We start from the raw sequence: 14,501 nt of genomic DNA, 5'->3' as shown, positions 1-14,501 counted from the left end.
CCCGCGCCCAGCACGATCGCGGCCACCGCGCCCAGCGAGGCGCCGCTGGAGATGCCCAGCAGATAGGGGTCGGCGAGCGGATTGCGGACCAGCGCCTGGACGGCCGTGCCGACCAGGCCCAGGCCCGCGCCCACCACGGACGCGAGCAGCGCGCGCGGCACCCGCAGCCGCCACACGATCAGGTCCTGGGTGCCGGGCACGGGGCTCTCGCCGCCGAGGCCGCGCGCCACCGAGGACCACACCTCGCGCAGCGGCACATGGGTCGAGCCCAGGCAGACCGACGCGGTCAGCGCGGCCACCAGGAGCACGGCCAGCACCGCGCAGGCCCACCCGGCCCGTACGCCCGGCTCCCGCTCCTGGTCCCGCTCCCGTTCCGGCTCCGTCCCCGCGGCCGTGGTGGGCGCGGACGTCACTTGACCAGGTCCGGGTGGAGCGTGTGCGCGATCTCGCGCACGGTGTCGGCGCTGCGCACCCCGCCGATCGTGGTGCGCTCCGAGCCGATGCGCACGAAGCGGCCCTCCTTCACGGCGGTGAGGTCCTTGGTCGCCGGGAAGGAGCGCAGGAAGTCGGCGGCCTCGTCGAACGCCTTCTGATTCGCTTCCTCGCTGCCGCGGTTGCGCACCCCGAGCTGGATCCAGTCCGGGTTCTTGGCGACGACGTCCTCCCAGCCCACCGGCTTGAAGTCGCCGTCACAGTCGGCGAAGACGTTCCGCGCGCCCGCCTGCGTGATCACCGCGTTGGCGACCTGCCGGTTGCACACGGCCATGGGCTGCTTGGTGCCCGCGTCGAAGTCGAAGAAGAAGTAGGTCGGCCGCTTGTCCTCGGGGACGCCCTTGAGCGCGTCGCGCACGGCGTCCGTCTTCTTGTTCATCCCGGCGACGAGTTCGTCGGCCCGCCGCGAGGTGCCGGTGATCGCGCCGAGCGACTGGATGTCGGCCTCCACGCCGGACAGGTCGGTGCGCGGGCTCTTGTTCATCGAGGCGCACGCGGTCGACTTCAGGAAGACGTGCTTGATGCCCGCCGCCTTGAACTCCTCGGCCGTGGGGGCGTCGGGCGTCTTGCCCATGTTCTTCATGGACGAGAACGCGTCGATGTACAGGTCGGCTCCGGAGCCGAGCAGCTTCTCCTTGGGGACCGACATCTTCCCCAGCACCGGCACCTTCGCCCCCTGGTCGGCGAACTCCCCGGGCAGCGCGCCCTTGCCGGGCGGGAAGCCGGTGCCGACCACCTTGTCGCCCGCGCCCAGCCACATCAGCAGCTCCAGGCTCGCCGCGTTACTGGTGACGATCTTCTTCGGGGCCGATTCGAAGGTCGTCTTCGCCCCCATGCAGTCGGTCACGCTCATCGGGAAGCCCGCGGGCGCGGAGGCGGACGCCCCGGCGTCGTCGGACCCCTTCGTCCCGCCGCCACCGCCGCAGGCCGTCGCCGTCGCCGACAGGGCCACAGCGGCCAGCACACCGCACCACACACGAGGGCGCATCAGAAACACTCCAGAACTCGACACGCGCCGGACCCGCCCGTGCGGGCCCGGATCAGTTACCGGATCAGTTAGTCGGACCGCATCCGCGTCCGGTTCCCGCGCATCGTGAGGAAACGCGACGTACGCTCTCCCGAGCACACTGTGGTTCCTGTCCCCTGTCGTTTTGCGTGTCGCTCGTGCCGTGCGAAGTGCGAAGGAGGCCCGCCGTGGCGGACCAGCTCAAGGAGATGCCCACCGACTGGCGTCGGGCCCTGGCCGTCGTCGCCCACCCCGACGACCTGGAGTACGGGACCTCCGCCGCCATCGCCACCTGGCTCGACGAGGGCCGCACCTGTGCCTACGTGCTGGCCAGCGCGGGCGAGGCGGGCATCGACACGCTCGCCCCGGCCGAGGCGGGGCCGCTGCGCGAGCGGGAGCAGCGCGCCTCCGCGGCGGCGGTGGGCGTGCAGACGGTGGAGTTCCTCGGGCACCGGGACGGCGTCATCGAGTACGGGCCCCGGCTGCGCCGCGACTTCGCCGCCGCGATCCGGCGGCACCGGCCCGAGCTGGTCCTCACCATCAACCACCACGACACCTGGGGCGGCGTCCACTGGAACACCCCCGACCACCGTGCCGTGGGCCGGGCCGTCCTCGACGCGGCCGGCGACGCGGGGAACCGCTGGATCTTCCCCGAGCTCGCCGAGGAGGGCCTCGAACCCTGGGACGGCGTCCGCTACGTGGCCGTCGCGGGCTCGCCACGGCCGACCCACGCGGTGGCCGCCGAGGCCGGGCTCGAACGGGCCGTGGCGTCCCTGATGTGCCACCGGACCTATATCGAGGCCCTGACGAAGGACGAGCCGGAGGGGTACTGCCGTAGTTTTCTGGAGGGCAGCATGCGGGGGGCCGCGGAGCGGTTCGGGGGGCGGCTGGCGGTGGATTTCGAGCTTTTTGCGCGCTGAACGGTCGCGCCGCGGGCTCCGCCCTGGGCCCTGGTGCGCCTACCGGGCTGCCTCGTGAGGTCGGTGCGCGACTGACGGTCGTGTGTGGCTGGGCGCGCAGTTCCCCGCGCCCTTACGGGGCTTCGCCCCGCGCCCCTTATGCGCCTCCGGCGCCCGGTTCCATCACCAGTACGGCTACGTCGTCCTGGAGGCGGCCGCGGGTGTGTGCGTCCAGGTCGGCACGGAGGCGCTCCAGCAGTTCCGGCGTCGGCAGTCGCGCCCAGGTGTCCAGCCGTTCGGCGAGCGGATAGAAACCGCCGTCCGGGGCCCGCGCCTCCGTCACGCCGTCCGTGCACGCCAGCACCCGCCCGCCCGCGGGCAGCTCGACCCGCTGGGTGGTGCGCGACGCCGCGGCCAGCTCGCCCAGGCCCAGGGGCAGGCCCGGGTCGGGCGCCGCCAGTTCCCGTACCCCGCCCTCGGGGCCGATGAGGAAGGGCGCGAGGTGTCCGCAGTCCACGAAGACCACGGGCACCTTGCCGTCGTCCCGGCGCGGGGCCTCCTCCGTGCCGAAGACCAGCGCGGTGACGAACTCCTCGGACGCGCGCAGCGCCATGTCCTCCGCCGCGCCCGTCCCGTGCCGTCCCCCGCCCGCGGACCGCGCCTGGTAGGCCGCCGACCGGTGGTAGCGGCGGAGCCCCTGCTCCATGGCCTCCACCCCGCTCTCCAGGGAGCGCCGGTGGTACGCGGCCTCCCGGAACGCCGTCAGCACCGCGGCGCCCGCGCCCAGGGTGCCGAGCCCCTTGCCCCGGACGTCGCCGATCAGCACGCGCGTCCCGTACGGGGTGTCGACGACCTCGTAGAGGTCGCCGCCGATCAGGGCCTCCCGCTGCGACGAGACGTAGAAGCCGTCCACCACCACGCTGTGCGTGCGCAGCGGCAGCGGGCGCAGCAGGGCCCGTTGCGCGGCCTCGCCGGTGGCCCGCACCCGCTCCAGCAGCTCCTCGCCGTCGCGCCGCAGCCGGGCCACCGCGATGCTCGCGCCCACCATCAGGGCGTTGCCCACGAACGCCCCGACGCGGTTGACCGCCACCTCGCTCGTCAGCACGCCGTGGTGCGCGACCATCACACAGAAGTCGAGGATCCCGACGAACACGGTCTGGCGGTAGCTGCACAGGGCGGCGGCCGTCATCGGGGCGAGTGCCGCGAAGACGTCGAGCCGCAGCCCGGACGGGGTCATGAGGTCGACGGCCACGATGACCGCGAGATAGACGAGGACGAGCGCGAGGGGCATGCTGCGCGACGACACCGTGGCGGGACCTCCACGCCGGGGAGAGGCTTCAGGAAATGGGTATCTAATGGGTATCTATCAGCCCTTAAGTGGCTGCATAGGGTATTTCGCCATCTCCGGCCCGTCATGGCCCTCGCGCCCCGGCCACCCGGTGCGATCTTGACCCGGGGTTGCCTCAGAGTTTGCGGTACGCGCGCGCGTCGTCGGCCGCGGCGAGGACCGTGTCCAGGTCGCCACCGGCCGACGCCGTCACCAGGGCGGTCACCGCGCCCTCCACGAACGGCGCGTCGGCGATCCGTACCTCGGCGGGGGCCAGCGAACCGTCGCCGATCAGGGCCTTGACCGTCAGGACCGCGCTGCCCATGTCGCACAGCACCACCACGCCCGCGCCCTCGTCCACGGCGGCCACCGCTGCGCGGACCAGCTCCGCGCTGGTGCCGACGGAACCGTCGGGCAGGCCGCCCGCCGCCGCGGCCGGCGCGGGCTTGTCCGTACCGGTCAGGGCCCGCGCGAGCGCGGCGGTCGAGGCGGCCACGTCACGGCTGTGCGAGACCAGCACCATGCCCACCCGGCCGGGAGTGAGGGGAGCGGCTTCCACTTCGGGTTCGGGCTCCGCTTCGGGTTCCGTCCTCGGTTCCGCCTGCGCCGGTTCTCTCGTTTCTCTCGTTTCGACCGGTGCCGCGCACAGCACCGGGTCGGTCGCCTCGTGGAGCGCGGTCATCAGCAGGGCGGAGGACGTGGCGCCCGGGTCCTGGTGGCCGATGCTGCGCTCGCCCAGATAGCTGGCTCGGCCCCGCCGCGCCCGCATCGGAATGGTCGCCTCCGCCCCGGCGCCCGCCGCGCGGGCCGCGGCCTCCAGAGCCTCGGTCACCCCGCCGGTCGCCAGGGCCTCGATGTAGGCGTCCGCGGCGGGCTGCAGGGCGTCGACCATCGTCTTGTCGCCCGGCGCCGCGTCACCGAGCCGCCGTACGCTCGCGACGGCCGCGGCCAGCGCCTTCCCGAGGGTCTCCGGCTCGACGACGGCGTCGTCCCCGAGGACCTTGCCCATGCGGCGCAGCACCGTCCCGAAGAGCGGGCCGGACGCGCCGCCGACGGTGTTGGTGAGGTGCACGCCCGCGGCGGTGAGCAGCGCGCCCGGTGTGGCCGGCGCTTCCCGTTCGACGGCGTCCGCCGCGGAGGTGAAGCCGCGCTTGAGGTTCGCGCCGTGGTCGGCGTCGCCGATGGCGGCGTCGAGCTCGGTGAGGTACGCGGCCTCCGCGATGACGACGCGCGTCGCGCGGTCGAGGAACCGGTGGAAGAAGGCCAGGTCGAGCGGGACGGTCATGGGGCGGTCCTTTTCGGCGGAACGGGCGTCCGCCTCAGGGTAGGCGCTCCGCTTGGGTTTGCGGTTTCTCCGGGTGCGGCTTTGTTTGTCGGCTGCGCCTACTGGGTTGCCTCTTGCTCTTGGCGCGTGGCTGCGGGTGTGTTGTGGCTGGGCGCGCAGTTCCCCGCGCCCCTTACGGGGCCCCGGGCGCGCCCACGCGGCGGAGCCGCAAATACAACACAGCCCCGCACCCCTTATGGTGCGCTGCCCGTACTCAACTTCAGGTTGTCCGCCTTGATCGTGTCCGATGTCACCAGGGCCTGTTCCGCCGTTACCCGGGTCATGAAGACGAACGGTGGGATGACCGGTGGTGCGGGCAGGCCGTCGGGGGAGAAGGTGACGCACAGGACGCCTTCGATACAGCCGCTGAATTTCGTGAGGTAGAGCGTGACGTCGCCGGTCAGGTCCAAGGTGCGGGCGTTCAGGGACAGTTCGCCGGTGCCGCGGCCGTCCCGCGTCGTCAGCCGGTAGTCCGTCAGTGACGCCGAGCCCATCCTGAGCACCAGGACCGGCAGTGTTCCCCGGGCCGTGGGGACGCGGGAGACCCCGGCGAAGGCGAAGCCGTGCGGCGCGAAGAGCGTCGTGCTGACGACCGGCGGGACCGCCGCGGCCGTGATGCGCGGGGCCGCCTCGGCGCGGCCCGCGCCCGGCGCGCCGACGGCGGCCAGTGCCAGGACCGCCGGCAGCGCGACCGCCAGCGCCTTGTCGCCGGACGACGGTTCCGCCCGGGCCACACGGTCCGGGCGGCCCGGTGTCCAGCCGAAGCCCATGGCGCTGCCCGCGATGCCCAGCGCCATGCCGACCAGGAAGCCGCCGAGGTTGGTGGCGGCGAAGGAGAGGACGGACAGGATCAGCGCGTTGACGCTGACGTAGTGCCGCGCGGACGGCAGGTACCACAGGAAGAGCCCGGCGGCGATCAGTGCCAGGCCGATCCCGATGGCCGCCAGTCCGCCGATGCCCAGGCTCACCAGCACGGTCACCGGTGACAGCGGGACGACCAGCAGCTCCGTGCCGCCGAGCACGAGCAGCAGCCCGGCCCAGAACGGCCGGGTGCGCCGCCAGGCCCGGAACACCCCTCGCGGCCCCGGGAAGGGCAGCCGTTCCGCCGCCTTGGCCAACGCCTTGGCCAATCGGCCGGTCAGAAGCACTTCTTGCCGTCCAGGCCCACGTCGAGCCGCAGTCCCGGCAGCCGGAAGTTGCCGCCGGTCGCGGACCAGGCGTGCGAGCGCACGCCCGCCACCGTGATGTCCCCGGCCTGGAGCCCGAACGCGCCCGCGTCGCCCCCGACCCCGGGGACCGCGTCGAGCGTGGAGGCGTCCCGGCCGATCTGGGCCGTGCCGAAGGTGGCGTCGCCGACCAGGTCCTCGCCGTCGATGACCAGGCGGCTCGCGCTCACCTCGCCCGCGTCGCCGCCCGCCCGGAGCCGGAACGTCACCTCCCCCAGGGGCGTACGGACGGAGGCCGCCTGGCAGATGTCGCTGAGCCGCGCTTCGCCGATGCCCAGCAGGGACACCGGGTGGCCCTTGCCGTCGGCGGAACGGTCCGTCTGCACGAAGGAGGACAGCCCCTTGCTCGTCAGTTTCCCCGATGTCACCTGGAAGTTCGTGCCGGAGACCGCGAAGGAGGCGGCGAGCGCCCCGTGTGCCATGGCCGTGGCCATGGCCCCCACCGCGACGACGGCGGGCACGGCCATCACGGCCGTCCTTCTCCAGGCGGTCCTGCCCTCCGGCAGACGTCGGTCGGTTCCGCTCACTGCGTCCTCCCGCAAGGAGTGATGAAGTGCGGCTTCTGCGAGATACTGCGGACGTCCGGTGCTTCGGAGGCTAGGGCCGAATTTGAATAATAGTCAACAGGTGGGAACGGATCGTTCCCAGGCGCGGCGCGGTGAACTCATCGCCATCGGGCGGAAGTTGTTCGCCGACACGTCCTATGACGCGCTGTCGATGGACGACATCGCGGCCCACGCGGGCGTGGCCAAGGGGCTGATCTACTACTACTTCAAGAACAAGCGGGGTTACTACCTCGCCATCATCGAGGACTCCGTCGCCGGGCTCGTCGTCCGCGCGGACGCGACGCGCGACCTGCCGCCCGCCGAGCGCGTGAACCGGACGGTCGACGGCTATCTGCGGTACGCGCAGCACCACCAGGCCGCGTACCGGGCGGTCGTCACGGGCGGCGTCGGCTTCGACGCGGAGGTCATCGCGATCCGCGACGGCGTACGCGAGCGGCTGCTGGCCGCGATCGCCGAGACCGTGTGGGGCCGTACGGACCTCCCGCCCGTCGCCCGCACCGCGCTGATCGGCTGGTTCGCGAGCGTCGAGGGCGTCACCCTGGACTGGCTGCGCACCGGGGACCTGCCGCGCGGGACGGTGCGCTCGCTGCTCGTACGGGGGCTGGGCGACACCCTGCGCGCGATCGAGGACTACGAGCCCTCGTGCCCGGCCCCGGCACGCAAGGAGCTGTGACCGGGCCGTGCGCGCAGGGCGCGGTCGACGCAGCCGAGGATCGCGGGCACGACCTCCGTCATCTCCGGGCGGCAGCCCGGCACGGAGTTGACCTCGCAGATCACGAAGGCGTCCTCGTCGTCCGGGTCCTCCGAGGCGAAGAGCAGGTCCACGCCCGCGACGACGAGCCCCACGGCACGCGCCGCGGCGACCGCCAGGGCCTCCGCCCGCGGATAACGGCCGAGGCACAGGGTGGGGTAGCCGCCCCGGGCGAGGTTCGACACGAGCGTGCCGTTGCGCGAGGTGCGCACCTCGGCCCCCACGGGCTTCCCGTCCACCACGACCACCCGCAGGTCACGGCCGTGCGAGGCGGTCACGTGCTCCTGGAAGAGCAGCGGCACCGCCTGGGCCAGCGAGCCGGTCAGGTCGCGCAGCTGAAGGGTGTCGGGGGCGAGGAACACCTGCTTGCCCCGGTAGCCGTTGACGGATTTGACCACATACGGAGCGTCGAAGCCCGGCATGCGCACGACGCCCTCCAGGGGCGCGGTGGCGTACGAGAGGGTGTCGGGCACCGGCAGCCCGGCCAGGGCCAGTTCCTGGAGCTGCCAGACCTTGTTGCGGCAGGCGAGGTGCGCGTCCAGCGGGTTGAGCAGTACGGCCCCCATGCGTTCCAGGTGCCGCAGCAAGGTCACCTCGCGGTCGTGGCGCATCGAGCCGGGCGTCTGCCGGACGCACACCACCTTGGGCGCGGGCACGTCCAGACCGCCGAGGGTGCGCAGGAACAGCTTCCCGCCCCGGACCCCGAAGACGAACTCGTCGGTGCGCCAGCAGGCGAACCGGTCCCCGTACTCCTTGCCGAGCGACTCGGCCAGCTCCCGGGTCGTCCGGAGCAGGGGGGCCGGGTGCTCCCGTGCCAGCAGCCAGACATCGGCGGCCGTCGGCGCCGTCACCGCATCCACCATGCGTCTCTTCTCCCCATCTCGCCCCGCTCGGCACAGGACCAGCGGAAGCCTATCCCCGTACCGCGTCCGCTGGTTGAATGCCCCGGCCGGAACGCCCTTTCCGCTCCGCCCTCCCGTTCCGCCCGCAGCGAGCCCCACGGAGGACCCCCATGCGCCGCTTCGCCGTGACCGCTCTGTCAGCCCTGTCAGCCCTGTCAGCCCTGTCGGCCCTCGCCATCGTGCTTCCCGTGTCCGCCCCGGCCCACGCGGACGGTGCGTCGGCCCCGGTCGTCTTCGTCCACGGCCGCAACGCTGACGGCGGCGTGTGGAACGGCATGATCTCCAGGTTCGAGGCCGCCGGGACGCCGCAGGACCGCCTCTTCGCCTGGACCTACGACACCACGCGGTCCACCAACGAGGTGCTCGCCGCGCGGCTGGCGGCGTACGTCGACGACGTCCTGCGCCGCACCGGCGCGGACCGGGTGGACCTGGTCGCCCACAGCCTGGGCAGCCTGCCCGCGCGCTGGTACGCCAAGTTCGGCGGCGGCAGCGGCAAGGTCGCCCACCTGGTCTCCCTCGCGGGCCCCAACCACGGCACGGACCTGGCCTGGTTCTGCGCCCTCTGGGACCAGGGCTGCCGCGACATGACCCCGGGCTCGTACGTCCTCTCCCGCCTCGACGACGGCGCCGAGACGCCGGGACCGGCCCGCTACGCGACGTGGTGGTCGCCCTGCGACGAGCAGATCGCGCCGACGTCGAGCACCCCGCTCTCGGGCGCCGCCAACACGCGGACGGGCTGCCTGAAGCACAACGACTTCCTGACGGATCCCACGGTGGCCGACCGGATCCGCGCGTTCCTGGCCGGTTAGCGCTCCCGGTTCACAGAAAACACTCTGTGGGCGAGCGCGCCGTGCCGCTAGCCTCGGGGCCCATGACGCGACCGAAGCTCAAGTCCAAGTCCAAGTCCATGCCCATGACCGTGCTGTTCGCCACGGCCGACCGGGGAGAGTGTCCGTGCGCCCGCTGACTTTCGTCGTCGGGACAGGGCGCAGCGGGTCCTCCGCCCTGTCCCGCGTGCTCAACGCGCATCCCGACGTGCTCAGCCTCAACGAGCTGATGGCGTCGATGGGATCGGCCGGCATGCCGGAAGGGACGATCACCGCGGCGGAGTTCCAGCAGCTGCTCGTGCACCCCCGGTACATCTTCGAGGCCATGAACCGCAGCGGGGTGCCCCTCCCGGAGTTTCTCTACATCAAGCGCCCGGGGCGGTACGCGACGGAGACCACCGGCATTCCCGCGCTCTCCCTCATGGTGCTGCCGCACCTCAGCGACGACCCCGACGGCCTGCTCGACGAGATCCTGGGGTGGACGGCGGGCTGGCCCGCGCGGACCGCGCCCGAGCACTACCTGGCGCTGTTCGACGCGCTGTGCGGGCGGTTCGGGCGCGGGGCCGTCGTCGAGCGGTCCGGGTACTCGACGCACTGGGTGCCGCGGCTGCGCGCCGCCTTCCCGCACGCCCGGTTCGTCCACCTCCACCGGTACGGGCCCGACTGCGCCCTGTCGATGAGCCGTCACGTGGGCTACCGGATGATCTTCCTGCTCCGGGAGATCCAGGCGCTGACCGGCGTCCGCGAGCTGGAGGAACTGGCCGAGGCCGACGTACGGGACCTGCCGCCCCGGCTCGCGGGGCTGCTCCACGAACGCTTCGACCCCGCCCTGGTGCTGGACCCGGAGATGCCGGTGGCGGAGTTCGGCGCGCTGTGGTCCGAGCTCGTCACCCAGGCCACCGCCTACCTCGACGACGTGCCCGAGGCGCTGCGCACCACCCTGTGCTACGAGGACCTCCTGGACCGCCCGGAGGAGGAACTGGCCCGGCTGGCGGCCTTCGCAGGCGTCGAGCCGCGGCCGGACTGGCTCGCCACGGGCCGCGCGATGCTCGACGGCAGCCGCCGGGGAGCGTCCCGACGGCTGCCCGCCGACGTGCTGGCCGCGGTGGAGGAGAGCTGCGCCCCGGGCGCGCTCGCGCTCGGCGCGCACCGGGCCGGGTACGGCGTCAGCTGATCGACTTGATCAGTTCACCGTTCGCGGTGTCGCCGCTCAGCTCCCAGAAGAAGGTGCCGCCCAGGCCCTGCTGGTTCTTGTACGCCATCTTGCCCGCGATGGTGGCCGGGGTGTCGTAGCTCCACCAGTCGTTGCCGCAGGCGGCATAGGCCGTGCCCGCCACCGTGCCGGTGGCCGGGCACTTGGCCTTGAGCACCTTGTAGTCGTCGATGCCCTGCTCATAGGTGCCCGCGGCGGGGCCCGTCGCGGTGCCGCCGGGGGCCGGCTGGTTCACGCCCGTCCAGCCGCGGCCGTAGAAGCCGATGCCCAGCAGCATCTTCGAGGGCGGCACGCCCAGGGACTTGAGCTTCTGGATCGCGGCGTCGGTGTTGAACCCCGCCTTGGGGATGCCGTCGTACGAGGTGAGCGGGGAGTGCGGAGCCGTCGGGCCCTTGGCGTCCCAGGCGCCGAAGAAGTCGTACGTCATGGGGTTGTACCAGTCGACGTAGCGCGCCGCGCCCGCGTAGTCCGCGGTCTCCAGCTTGCCGCCGGAGGAGCCGTCCGCGCTGATCGCGGCGGTGACCAGGCTGCTGCCGCCGAACCGCGACCGCAGCGCGGCCATGACGTTGCGGAAGGCGTCCGGGCCGCTGCTGTCGCAGGTCAGCCCGCAGGCGTTGGGGTACTCCCAGTCGATGTCGATGCCGTCGAAGACATCGGCCCAGCGCGGGTCCTTGACGAGGCCGTAACAGGACTCCGCGAACGCGGCGGGGTTCTTGGCGGCCTCCCCGAAGCCGCCGGACCAGGTCCAGCCGCCGAAGGACCACAGGACCTTGAGGTTCGGGTGCAGCTTCTTGAGCTTGCGGAGCTGGTTGAAGTTGCCGCGCAGCGCGCCGTTGTCCCAGGTGTCGGCCTTTCCGTCGACGCTGCCCGCCGCGTCGTACGCCTTGTCGTAGTCGGCCCAGGAGTCGCCGATGGCGCACTTGCCGCCGGTGACGTTGCCGAAGGCGTAGTTGATGTGGGTGAGCTTGTCGGCCGAGCCGGAGGTCTCGATGTTCTTGACGTGGTAATTCCGGCCGTATACGCCCCAGTTGGTGAAGTATCCGACGACGCGGTGGCCCGCGGTCGCGTCACCGGCGCCCCCGGTGTCGTCGGCGGCGGCCGTGCCCGCCGTGCCGGTGAGCAGTGTCGAGGCGAGCAGTGCCCCGGCGGCGGCGAAGGCGGCGACGAGGGTCCGGCCGCGGCGGCGGGGGGCGTTCTCGTTCGGTCGTGTCATGGGGTCTCCTCGGTGGGGTGGGAGAGCTCTGGGGGGTGACCACGAGGGCCTCGCGTTTCATGTCTTTGGCATGAACGCGGTGAACGGTGCGGAAACCGTAGAAGGACTAGACCAGTTGGGTCAATGGTTTGGACCAATCTGGTTCAACGGTCCATCAGGATTTGTCAACCCGTGACGTCAGGTCGCCGATCGGGCATACTCCAACCCGCCACAGCCGCAGGTCATCCGTGCCGCGACCCGGTGGAGGACCAGGGGCTTTGGCATCACCGACGGCGGGGGACCCACCCTTGCGCTTCCGTCGCCGCAGCGCCCGAACGGGAGGAGAGCGCCACCATGACCGACCACGGCCCGCAGCCGGTGGAGCGTCAGCTGCCCACCGAGGAGGCCCGCGACCTGATCGCGCTCGTACGCGATCTGGTCCAGCGGGAGATCGAGCCCCACGCGGCCGAGGAGGAGGCGGCGGGACACTTCCCCCGCGAGCTCTTCCGACTGCTCTCCGCCTCGGGCCTGCTCGCCCTGCCGTACGCCGAGGAGTTCGGCGGCGGCGCCCAGCCGTACGAGGTCTACCTCCAGGCCCTGGAGGAGCTGGCCGCCGCCCGCCTGACCGTGGGGCTGGGCGTCAGTGTGCACACGCTGGCCTGCCACGCCCTCGCCGGTTACGGCACCAAGGAGCAGCAGGCGGAGCACCTGCCCGCGATGCTCGGCGGCGGGCTGCTCGGCGCCTACTGCCTCTCCGAGCCCTCCGCGGGCTCCGACGCCGCGTCACTGCGCACCCGCGCCACCCGCGACGGCGACACCTGGACCATCGAGGGCACCAAGGCGTGGATCACCCACGGTGGCATCGCCGACTTCTACACCGTCCTGGCCCGCACGGGCGGCGAGGGCGCCCACGGCATCACCGCCTTCCTCGTGCCGGGCGACGCGCCGGGCCTGACCGCGGCGCCGCCCGAGCGGAAGATGGGCATGAAGGGCTCGCCGACCGCGCAGCTGCACTTCGACGGTGTGCGCGTGCCCGACGCGCGGCGGCTGGGGGAGGAGGGGCAGGGCTTCTCGATCGCGCTCTCCGCCCTGGACTCCGGCCGCCTCGGCATCTCCGCCTGCGCGATAGGCGTCGCGCAGGCCGCCCTGGACGAGGCCCTCGCCTTCCTCGCGGAGCGCCGCCAGTTCGGCCGCCCGCTCGTGGACTTCCAGGGGCTGCGCTTCATGCTGGCCGACATGGCCACCCAGATCGAGGCGGGCCGCGCCCTCTATCTCACCGCGGCGCGGCTGCGCGACGCGGGCCTGCCCTTCTCCAAGCAGGCGGCCATGGCCAAGCTCTTCTGCACCGACGCGGCGATGCGCGTGACGACCGATGCCGTACAGCTCCTGGGCGGCTACGGCTACACCGCGGACTTCCCCGCGGAGCGCTACATGCGCGAGGCGAAGGTGCTCCAGATCGTCGAGGGCACCAATCAGATCCAGCGGCTGGTGGTCGCCCGCCACCTGGCGGGGCCGGAGTCCCGCTGAACGGTACGGGGGCGCCGCGCGGGCGCCCCCGTGCATCGGGTCAGCGGGACGGGCGCCGCATCACCGGGACGCGGAGCGGGCGGGAGCCGGGACCGCCGATGTGGGAGAACGGCTGGGTGCGCCAGTCCAGGCTCTCGGGCAGGGTGAGCATCAGGGCCGCGTCGAATTCCTGGATGCCCGCCGCCTCGTCCGCGGCCGCCGCCTGCTCCACGGCACCGCCCGATCCGGGGCACACCGTGAGTCCGAAGGGGTTCCACGGTGAGGGGCACAGGGCGTGCTCGGGGAGGGCGTCCTCGTCCGCGAGCAGCGCGATCGGGCGTGCGCACTCCGGGCACACGACCCGGAACATCTCGGGGATCTCATATGTCTCGTACGGGCTGCCGTCACCTTCATCGAGGCGTTCCAGGCTTGGCATAGTGGTTTCTCCCCCTCGGAACGGCCGACCGGGCACCTCGCCCTCGGCCACACCAAGCACTTCCCGCGCCATGAGTCGGGTAATCGCCACGTCCGACAGGACACGGGTGCATAGGTGTGTTGTTCGTCACATGTTCTGTGCGCCCGCTCGTACCCCTGCGCGCGCCGCCGACTGTGCCGCTCCGCCTCTCACCCAGTAGGTTGATCCGTGTGGAGGAGCTGGACAGAGAAATCGTGGAACTGCTCGTCAAGGACGGGCGGATGAGCTACACCGACCTGGGGAAGGCCACCGGCCTGTCGACCTCGGCGGTGCATCAGCGCGTACGCCGCCTCGAACAGCGCGGTGTCATCCGCGGCTACGCGGCCGTGGTGGACCCCGAGGCCGTCGGGCTGCCGCTGACCGCGTTCATCTCGGTGAAACCGTTCGATCCCAGCGCGCCGGACGACATCGCGGACCGGCTCGCGGAGATCCCCGAGATCGAGGCGTGCCACAGCGTGGCCGGCGACGAGAACTACATCCTCAAGGTGCGGGTGGCGACCCCCCTGGAGCTGGAGCATCTGCTGGCGCGGATCCGGTCGCTGGCGGGTGTCTCGACGCGGACGACGATCGTCCTGTCGACGCCGTACGAGTCGCGGCCGCCGCGGGTGAGCTGACCGGGGGCGGGGTGACCGTCCTTCTGTGACCGGGGGCTCCGCCCCCGGGCCCCCGTGCCTATGGGGGTGCCTCGTGGGCTTCGTGTGCGGCTGCGGGTTGCGTCATGGCTGGTCGCGCAGTTCCCCGCGCCCCTGACGGGGCGCGCTGATCGTCGGGGTCCGGGGCGGAGCCCCGAAGCGG

15 protein-coding genes and 1 pseudogene are annotated in these 14,501 nt (G+C 72.4%); 6 read left to right on the top strand and 10 right to left on the bottom strand.

The window, feature by feature from the left end; genetic code table 11:
• The coding region (locus tag K6I34_RS16680) for an iron chelate uptake ABC transporter family permease subunit (protein ID WP_229326909.1) at positions 1–317 on the bottom strand (317 nt) is incomplete at its 3' end.
• Between the two features lie 92 nt (positions 318–409).
• Positions 410–1,480 carry an ABC transporter substrate-binding protein gene (locus K6I34_RS16675; protein WP_229326904.1) on the bottom strand — a complete coding sequence of 357 codons (1,071 nt, stop codon included), beginning with the start codon at positions 1,478–1,480 and terminating at the stop codon, positions 410–412.
• Between the two features lie 206 nt (positions 1,481–1,686).
• On the opposite strand from K6I34_RS16675, the gene K6I34_RS16670 reads away from it, so the two are divergent.
• Positions 1,687–2,418, top strand: coding sequence for a PIG-L deacetylase family protein (locus tag K6I34_RS16670; RefSeq protein ID WP_229326901.1), 732 nt, complete (start codon positions 1,687–1,689; stop codon positions 2,416–2,418).
• Positions 2,419–2,554: 136 nt separating this feature from the next.
• On the opposite strand, the gene K6I34_RS16665 is transcribed toward K6I34_RS16670, so the two are convergent.
• The 5 genes and pseudogenes from K6I34_RS16665 to K6I34_RS16645 all read right to left on the bottom strand — a co-directional run bounded on the left by K6I34_RS16665 (position 2,555) and on the right by K6I34_RS16645 (position 6,741).
• On the bottom strand, positions 2,555–3,688 hold the full coding sequence (locus K6I34_RS16665) for a PP2C family protein-serine/threonine phosphatase (RefSeq protein ID WP_229326899.1): 1,134 nt from the start codon (positions 3,686–3,688) through the stop codon (positions 2,555–2,557).
• 172 nt (positions 3,689–3,860) lie between these two features.
• Complete coding sequence (locus tag K6I34_RS16660; RefSeq protein WP_229326908.1) at positions 3,861–4,247, bottom strand: PTS-dependent dihydroxyacetone kinase phosphotransferase subunit DhaM; 387 nt, start codon at positions 4,245–4,247, stop codon at positions 3,861–3,863.
• A gap of 132 nt (positions 4,248–4,379) precedes the next feature.
• A pseudogene (gene dhaL, locus K6I34_RS16655) lies at positions 4,380–5,009 on the bottom strand (dihydroxyacetone kinase subunit DhaL); the annotation flags it as partial.
• Positions 5,010–5,242: 233 nt separating this feature from the next.
• Positions 5,243–6,196: a DUF6114 domain-containing protein gene (locus tag K6I34_RS16650; RefSeq protein WP_229326890.1), complete on the bottom strand. Its 954-nt coding sequence runs from the start codon at positions 6,194–6,196 to the stop codon at positions 5,243–5,245.
• Positions 6,187–6,741 (bottom strand): DUF6230 family protein, encoded by a 555-nt coding sequence (locus K6I34_RS16645; RefSeq protein WP_229326906.1) that lies wholly within the window; start codon positions 6,739–6,741, stop codon positions 6,187–6,189. Before K6I34_RS16645 ends, K6I34_RS16650 begins: the two co-directional genes overlap by 10 nt.
• Before the next feature lie 142 nt (positions 6,742–6,883).
• Here K6I34_RS16645 and K6I34_RS16640 point away from each other — a divergent pair, with 142 nt between their 5' ends.
• On the top strand, positions 6,884–7,513 hold the full coding sequence (locus K6I34_RS16640; RefSeq protein ID WP_229326888.1) for a TetR/AcrR family transcriptional regulator: 630 nt from the start codon (positions 6,884–6,886) through the stop codon (positions 7,511–7,513).
• On the opposite strand, the gene K6I34_RS16635 is transcribed toward K6I34_RS16640, so the two are convergent.
• Entirely contained in the window at positions 7,471–8,454 is a 984-nt protein-coding gene (locus K6I34_RS16635; protein WP_229326886.1) for a RimK family alpha-L-glutamate ligase, read from the bottom strand. The genes K6I34_RS16640 and K6I34_RS16635 overlap by 43 nt on opposite strands.
• Before the next feature lie 149 nt (positions 8,455–8,603).
• Between K6I34_RS16635 and K6I34_RS16630 the strand changes: the two genes are divergently transcribed.
• Together K6I34_RS16630 and K6I34_RS16625 are read left to right on the top strand one after the other, a co-directional pair.
• Positions 8,604–9,302 (top strand): triacylglycerol lipase, encoded by a 699-nt coding sequence (locus K6I34_RS16630; RefSeq protein WP_229326884.1) that lies wholly within the window; start codon positions 8,604–8,606, stop codon positions 9,300–9,302.
• A 145-nt stretch (positions 9,303–9,447) separates the two neighbouring features.
• Positions 9,448–10,494, top strand: a complete 1,047-nt coding sequence (locus tag K6I34_RS16625) for a sulfotransferase (RefSeq protein WP_229326882.1) — start codon at positions 9,448–9,450, stop codon at positions 10,492–10,494.
• On the opposite strand, the gene K6I34_RS16620 is transcribed toward K6I34_RS16625, so the two are convergent.
• Positions 10,487–11,746: a glycoside hydrolase family 18 protein gene (locus K6I34_RS16620; RefSeq protein WP_229326880.1), complete on the bottom strand. Its 1,260-nt coding sequence runs from the start codon at positions 11,744–11,746 to the stop codon at positions 10,487–10,489. The two genes, K6I34_RS16625 and K6I34_RS16620, sit on opposite strands and share 8 nt — an antisense overlap.
• Before the next feature lie 333 nt (positions 11,747–12,079).
• Between K6I34_RS16620 and K6I34_RS16615 the strand changes: the two genes are divergently transcribed.
• A complete protein-coding gene (locus K6I34_RS16615) occupies positions 12,080–13,252 on the top strand; it encodes an acyl-CoA dehydrogenase family protein (protein ID WP_229326878.1) in 1,173 nt (390 codons plus the stop codon).
• 40 nt (positions 13,253–13,292) lie between these two features.
• Here the strand turns inward: K6I34_RS16615 and K6I34_RS16610 are convergent, their stop codons facing one another.
• The gene (locus K6I34_RS16610; protein ID WP_229326876.1) at positions 13,293–13,667 is read right to left on the bottom strand and encodes a hypothetical protein; all 375 of its coding nucleotides are present in this window, start codon (positions 13,665–13,667) and stop codon (positions 13,293–13,295) included.
• A 209-nt stretch (positions 13,668–13,876) separates the two neighbouring features.
• Between K6I34_RS16610 and K6I34_RS16605 the strand changes: the two genes are divergently transcribed.
• Entirely contained in the window at positions 13,877–14,320 is a 444-nt protein-coding gene (locus K6I34_RS16605) for an Lrp/AsnC family transcriptional regulator (protein WP_121802544.1), read from the top strand.
• Positions 14,321–14,501 lie beyond the last annotated feature (181 nt).

Source organism: Streptomyces sp. UNOC14_S4 (genome assembly GCF_020740835.1).
Classification (GTDB): domain Bacteria; phylum Actinomycetota; class Actinomycetes; order Streptomycetales; family Streptomycetaceae; genus Streptomyces.
The sequence above is the reverse complement of the archived record's forward strand: the minus strand, read 5'-3'. Positions and strand labels throughout refer to the sequence as shown.

Bases quoted from the DNA above. Each gene is read 5' to 3' on its own strand.
- K6I34_RS16675 (WP_229326904.1), bottom strand. From the start codon at position 1,480: ATGCGCCCTCGTGTGTGGTGCGGTGTGCTGGCCGCTGTGGCCCTGTCG.
- K6I34_RS16665 (WP_229326899.1), bottom strand. From the start codon at position 3,688: ATGCCCCTCGCGCTCGTCCTCGTCTATCTCGCGGTCATCGTGGCCGTC.
- K6I34_RS16660 (WP_229326908.1), bottom strand. From the start codon at position 4,247: ATGGTGCTGGTCTCGCACAGCCGTGACGTGGCCGCCTCGACCGCCGCG.
- K6I34_RS16645 (WP_229326906.1), bottom strand. From the start codon at position 6,741: ATGGCCGTGCCCGCCGTCGTCGCGGTGGGGGCCATGGCCACGGCCATG.
- K6I34_RS16635 (WP_229326886.1), bottom strand. From the start codon at position 8,454: ATGGTGGATGCGGTGACGGCGCCGACGGCCGCCGATGTCTGGCTGCTG.
- K6I34_RS16630 (WP_229326884.1), top strand. From the start codon at position 8,604: ATGCGCCGCTTCGCCGTGACCGCTCTGTCAGCCCTGTCAGCCCTGTCA.
- K6I34_RS16620 (WP_229326880.1), bottom strand. From the start codon at position 11,746: ATGACACGACCGAACGAGAACGCCCCCCGCCGCCGCGGCCGGACCCTC.
- K6I34_RS16615 (WP_229326878.1), top strand. From the start codon at position 12,080: ATGACCGACCACGGCCCGCAGCCGGTGGAGCGTCAGCTGCCCACCGAG.
- K6I34_RS16610 (WP_229326876.1), bottom strand. From the start codon at position 13,667: ATGCCAAGCCTGGAACGCCTCGATGAAGGTGACGGCAGCCCGTACGAG.